Source organism: Limnohabitans sp. Rim8, assembly GCF_945869175.1.
In the GTDB taxonomy this organism is placed as follows: Bacteria; Pseudomonadota; Gammaproteobacteria; order Burkholderiales; family Burkholderiaceae_C; genus Limnohabitans_A.
Window position 1 is genome coordinate 1 of the sequence record NZ_CAMBNZ010000124.1, and the last position, 5667, is coordinate 5667.

A 5667-nucleotide genomic window follows, 5' to 3' on the forward strand; every position below is an offset into this window, starting at 1 on the left:
GGTCACCCCCCAAAGAAGTGGCACCACTGGCCACAAAAGCGCCGCCCTGACCGACCTCACAAAATCCCAGCATTTCCGCCTGGTAGATCTCACAAAACGATGTCGCATCATGCACCTCGGCAATGTCAATGTCTGACGGCCTCAAGCCCGCCTTCGCATAAGCCTTTTTGGCCGCCACGTGCGACAGGCCTGGCTCGGCCAGGTCACGGTACTTGCCACCCGTTAACACGCTGGCACTGACCGCAATGGCCCGCTCCTGAACACGCTTGGGTAATTCACGCAAAAAACGCCCCGAGCAAAGCAAAGCCGCAGCCGCCCCATCACCCACGGGTGAGCACATGGCACGGGTTAGAGGCCAACTGATCTCCCGATCATTGAGCACCTCCTCCGGTGTGATGGTGAACCGGTACTGCGCATTGGGATTCAAGGCCCCCATGGCGTGGTTTTTGGAAGACGCATAGGCAATCTGCTCACGCGTCGTGCCGAAAGTTTTCATGTGGTACGCGGCCTGCATGGCATAGGTGTCCATGAATAAGGTCCCGCCCCCGCTGTTGGTCACAAAAGGTTTGCCCGATTGCTCGCCCGCCTTCAGGTAATACGCCTGCCACTCGTGCGGATCAAGCTGGTCAATCCCACCTTGAAAAATTTCCATGGTGCGCTCAGGATCTCCCGGGAAAAATGTTTTTTCAACACCCATGGCCAGTGACAAGTCACACTCGCCAGAGAGGATGTCTTTGTACGCACCATGAAACGCCATGGAGGCCGTCGCACAGCCGCCTTCAACGTTGATGAGCGGCACCCTTTCCGGAAAAATGCCTTCGCGCACCAGGGGCGTAAAGCACACCTGACCCCGGATATTGCGTTGCCCAAAGGTGCCCATGCCGCAATTGCCAAACCAGGCTTGCTCAATTTGCTGGGCGACATCAACCCCCGTATCAGAGAGCAGACCCATTAACGCGTCTCGGGTGAGGTCTTTAAATGTTTTGTCGGCCTGCTTGCCAAAAGGCGTGCACGAAACACCCATCACATAAACATCGCTCATGAGGAACCTCCAGAGTTCGAACTTGTTTAACTGAGAACCAAGGGCAACTGCGTGGGGCCACGCATGACCAAGGCATCCAACCACTTCACTTCGCCTTGCCCAAAGCGCATGGCAGGGTATTGGGCCACCAGTGATCCGATGCACACCTTGGCCTCGAGCCTCGCCAAAGGAGCGCCAAGACAAAAGTGAAGACCTTGACCAAAGGTCAAATGCCGATTTGGGGTGCGGTCCAGAATCAACTCATGCGGCCGATCGAATCGACGCGGGTCTCTGTTGGCTGCATTGATCATTGCAAACACACGATCACCCGCCATCAATTTTTTGCCATGCAACTCATGATCGACCGCAGCCACTCGCGCAATGCTGTTGCTGGGCCCGTCGTAGCGCAAGAACTCTTCAACGGCAGCATCGATCAGCGCGGGTTCATCGTGAAGTTTTTGCTTTTGCTCCGGGTGCTCAATCAGTGCCACAACGGCACTGCCCAGCAAGCTGGTTGTCGTTTCATGCCCCCCAAACAAGACGAGCATGCTCATGGCCACCAACTCATCCTCGCTCAAAGAACCACTCGCATCTGTAGCGTTCACCATGTCCGTGATGACATCGTCGCCAGGAGAAGTGCGCCTTTGTGCAATCACGTCGCGGAAATAAGAAGACATGCGATCGGCACCATCTCTGGCTTTTCTGTACTTGTCTTCTTCGGTACGCGATGTGCCAATAAACAAACGCAAGTCATCAGACCACTGCTTGATCTCAGCAAAGTCCTCACGCGGCAAACCCATCATGTCCAAAATGACATAGGCTGGCAGCAGCACAGCGACTTTCTCCACGAAGTCCACCTCTCGCGATGGGTCCACGGCTTCCAGCAATTGCTCCACTGTCTTTCGGATGGCCACTTCGCGCGACTGAATCAGCTGGAGCGAGAACACCACATTCATCATCTTTCGCAGCCGGGTGTGTTCAGGCGGCGCCTTGAACACCAACCACTCATTCAGGTAGCGCATCACCCCAGAAAGAATGTCGCGCCGCTCGTCTTTCAAGGCCTCGTAAAAAGGCCGCAAGCGATCCGACGACATATTAGACGACGTGGCCACCTGCCGGACATCGTCGTAACGCGTGATGATCCAGCTCTTGATCGCAGGACTCCAGTGCACCGGATCCCTCTCCTGCAAGGCCTCGTAAAAGGGGAAAGGATTGGTTCTGATCGCATCGTTGGATGGATCGTAGACAAGGGGTTCATTCATAAATCAAGCACTAGACAAGGCGTTAACGAACGAGAGCAGCAGGGTGTGAAAGCGTCATTTTTTTCGTGCTCTTCCGGCAACATGAATTGATCACGGTGATCTGGAGTGCCCTCGAGAACCGACGTCAAACAAGACCCGCAATGGCCCTGTTCACACGAAACCAGCACCTCAATGCCCGCCGCAGAAAGTGCCTGAACTGCCGTCAAGCCAACGGGCACCTCCACCATGGCACCCGTTGATTGAATCTTGATGGTGAACGCTTGATCCATAGGTACAGATCCTCCTGAAATTGACTCCGTCGATCCGCCAAAAAGTTCTTTTCTTATTTTTGTGTCTTGCACACCTGCCGCTTTAGCCGCACCCATCACCGCATTCATGAAGCCTGCTGGTCCACAGGTGTAAAGCCATGCATGAGCATCTGCATCAGAGAAAATTTCTGCGATGCCTGAAGAGTTTTCATCATCAAATGAAAAAGTCACATTACCGGCGTAGCTTGAGGACTTGAGCTCATCAACGAAAGCTGCACGCTCATGGCTTCGGGCATGGTAGTGAAGACGAAATTTTCTTTTTTGTGAACTGAGGGTTTCGGCCATGGCCAAGATGGGGGTGATGCCTATCCCCCCGGCAACCAATACAACCGGGTGGTCATCCGATTGCAAAGCAAAAAAATTTCGGGGGCCACGCGCTTTCAGTGTTTGTCCGGCCTTGATGTCGTTTTGAAGATTCAGCGATGCACCACTGCCATGGGGATCGCCCAACACCGCAATGCGCCAATTACTCTCGCCATGGCGGCTGCACAAGGAATACTGCCTGACCACCCCATGGCCCTTGCGATCGATCGCCTTGATGTCAATGTGCGCTCCAGCTTCCCATTTGGGAAGCTCAGTTCCATCAAGCCTTGAGAGTTCGGCGACCAAAACGTTGGCGCCCTGAATGGACCAATTCACCACGGCCAATTCGGTAAAGCCTGCCGATGCTGGATTCATAGCGGGGGCATCCTGAGTCCGCCATCGAGTCGAATGGTTTCGCCATTGACCATTGGGTTGGCAGCAACAGCCATGACAAACTCTGCAAACTCTTCTGGCTTGCCAGGGCGCTTGGGCCACGCTGCGTTTTGCAACAAGCCATCAAGCACGTCCTGCGAGACATGGGCCTCCACCATGGGCGTCATGAAAACGCCGGGGCAAATGGTGACCACGCGTATCGCATGCTTTCCCAACTCTCTGGCCAGCGGCAAGGTCATGCCTGCGACCGCCGCCTTCGAAGCTGAATACGCCGCCTGTCCGATCTGCCCATCAAATGCAGCGATCGATGAAATGTTGATGATCACCCCCCTTTGACCGTTTTCAGTCAAAGGCAGGTCGATCAACTGTTCTGCCGCTAGGCGCAGCACATTGAATGTGCCCAGCACATTCACCTCCATGACTTCGCGAAAGAGCTCCAGAGTGTGGACACCCTTGCGGCCAAGCAATCGGGCGTTTTTGCCGACACCCGCGCAGTTCACGATCAGCCGAGCAGCCCCAAATTGTTGGGCCGACTCATTCAAGGCTTGCTTCACTTCAGCTTCAGAGGTGACATCACAAATCACATACCGAACGGATGCTTGGGGGGGGCCGTCATGCCGATCCAAAACAGTCACATTCACGCCGTTGGCGGTCAACTTGCTCACCAACGCTTGGCCAAGACCCGATGCGCCACCGGTCACCACTGCGGTATTGATTAACTCATTCATGCTGATAAGCTTAGCAGAATGAAATTGACCAAACAAGTGGTTGGTTGGCAGTTGCCACAAACATTTTTTGGCTTAATCAGCATCATTGCCAAGACTTTTGAATCCCTGTTGATTTTGACTGGAGCCCCTGCATGCAAACCTCTCAAGCAGACTGGGCAGGCTCACGCCTGTCCTTGACCCGACAAGGCACCACTGCCGTCGTTCGTCTTTTCAACCCACCTCAGGGTTTCATGGACGAGGCGATGGAGTCCGAACTGATACAGGCGCTGGACACGCTGGAGGCCTGCAAAGATGGGCGCGTTGTGGTCATCACAGGCGCGGAGCCAGGCATGTTCGTTCGACATTACGACGTGGCGATCCTTCAAAAACGATCCCAGGCCATGCTTGAACGGGGCAAATCGTTTTCAATGGAGCGTCCTGTCCCGAAAAGCGTGATTCACCGCTGCATCGAGCGCATTGAAAACAGCCCACTGATTTTCATTGCAGCCCTCAACGGGACCGCCATGGGTGGTGGCTTTGAACTGGCACTGGGGTGTGACATTCGACTGGCACAAAATGGCGATTACCAACTGGGACTGCCCGAACTGAATTTGGGCCTGCTGCCTGGCGCAGGCGGCACACAAGCCATGGCCTCGCTAATCGGGACTGGCCCCGCACTTTTCAATCTGCTGACAGCCAAGGTTTTCAGCCCCCAAGAGCTGCTTTCGGCCGGATTGGTCTCCGCTTGCACCGATGATGTGATGGCCGAAGCCATGCGACTTGCAGGCCAAATAGAGGCCGTCCCCTTCAGAGCCTGTGCCAACATCAAAAAACTGGTCAGGAACGCCCCCCGCTGGAGTCATTCAGACGGGCTGGCTGCAGAACGTACCCTTTTTTGCGACTGCATGGTCGACCCCACGGCACAGCCGCTGATGGAAGATGTGGTCAGTGGAAAGCGCACGATTGCAGAGCCACCAGCGCACCTCAAGCCCTGATGCCCGTGGGCTTTCAACCCACCCATCTGCTGACCATCCAGGCTCTGAAGCCGCCTTCGGCAGCCACTTGCCCCTGCAGTATCGACTCTAAAACCCGATAGAAAACGCTCAAGCCATGCGCCAACCATCACCTGAAACACTTATGCCCCGTGCCGCTGAGGTCATGAGCACATCGCCGGGCAGACCGCTGGCAGAGCGCATTCGCATTCGCGAGAATCATCGCGCGCCCCTTGCGTCAACGGAAGTACGCATCGGCATGCTGGCCATGAATATTCTCCCGGCAGACCTGCTGCAAATGAATGGGCAGTATGGCCATCAACCCGAACTGCCCTACGTGCCGGGCCATGAGGGAGTTGCTGTGGTGCTCGAAACGGGCAGTGAAGTCGCGGACTTGCAACCCGGCGAACGGGTGCTGCCCATCGGCGTATTTGGCGTTTGGTCCGATGAACTGGTGGTTCAAAGACGCTCACTGGTCCCGGTGCCATCCCATGCCAACGTGCTGCAGCAAGCCATGCTCGCCGCCAACCCGGCAACTGCTTGGGTACTCCTGCAGCACCAAGTCACCCTCCAGCCCGGTCAATGGGTCATTCAAAATGCCGCCAACTCTGCTGTGGGTCAATGCACTCGGCAGCTGGCGTCCCACTTGGGCATCCTGTTGATCAATGTGGTGCGCCGACC

At 55.6% G+C, this 5667-nt stretch carries 6 protein-coding genes; 2 read left to right on the forward strand and 4 right to left on the reverse strand.

Translation table 11 applies throughout. The features are described from left to right. From Q0O19_RS13655 to Q0O19_RS13670, 4 genes are all read right to left on the reverse strand, one after another. A partial coding sequence (locus Q0O19_RS13655) for a thiolase family protein (RefSeq protein WP_295523866.1) occupies positions 1–1042 on the reverse strand: 1042 nt, incomplete at its 3' end. A gap of 26 nt (positions 1043–1068) precedes the next feature. Further along, a complete protein-coding gene (locus Q0O19_RS13660) occupies positions 1069–2283 on the reverse strand; it encodes a cytochrome P450 (RefSeq protein WP_295523868.1) in 1215 nt (404 codons plus the stop codon). Beyond that, positions 2280–3269 carry a PDR/VanB family oxidoreductase gene (locus Q0O19_RS13665; RefSeq protein ID WP_295523870.1) on the reverse strand — a complete coding sequence of 330 codons (990 nt, stop codon included), beginning with the start codon at positions 3267–3269 and terminating at the stop codon, positions 2280–2282. The genes Q0O19_RS13660 and Q0O19_RS13665 overlap by 4 nt, the downstream gene beginning before the upstream one ends. Next, a complete protein-coding gene (locus tag Q0O19_RS13670) occupies positions 3266–4015 on the reverse strand; it encodes an SDR family NAD(P)-dependent oxidoreductase (RefSeq protein ID WP_295523872.1) in 750 nt (249 codons plus the stop codon). The genes Q0O19_RS13665 and Q0O19_RS13670 overlap by 4 nt, the downstream gene beginning before the upstream one ends. Before the next feature lie 131 nt (positions 4016–4146). On the opposite strand from Q0O19_RS13670, the gene Q0O19_RS13675 reads away from it, so the two are divergent. Continuing rightward, positions 4147–4989: an enoyl-CoA hydratase/isomerase family protein gene (locus tag Q0O19_RS13675; RefSeq protein ID WP_295523873.1), complete on the forward strand. Its 843-nt coding sequence runs from the start codon at positions 4147–4149 to the stop codon at positions 4987–4989. A gap of 142 nt (positions 4990–5131) precedes the next feature. Beyond that, positions 5132–5667 (forward strand): alcohol dehydrogenase catalytic domain-containing protein (locus Q0O19_RS13680; protein WP_295523874.1); only part of this gene is annotated, 536 nt, incomplete at its 3' end.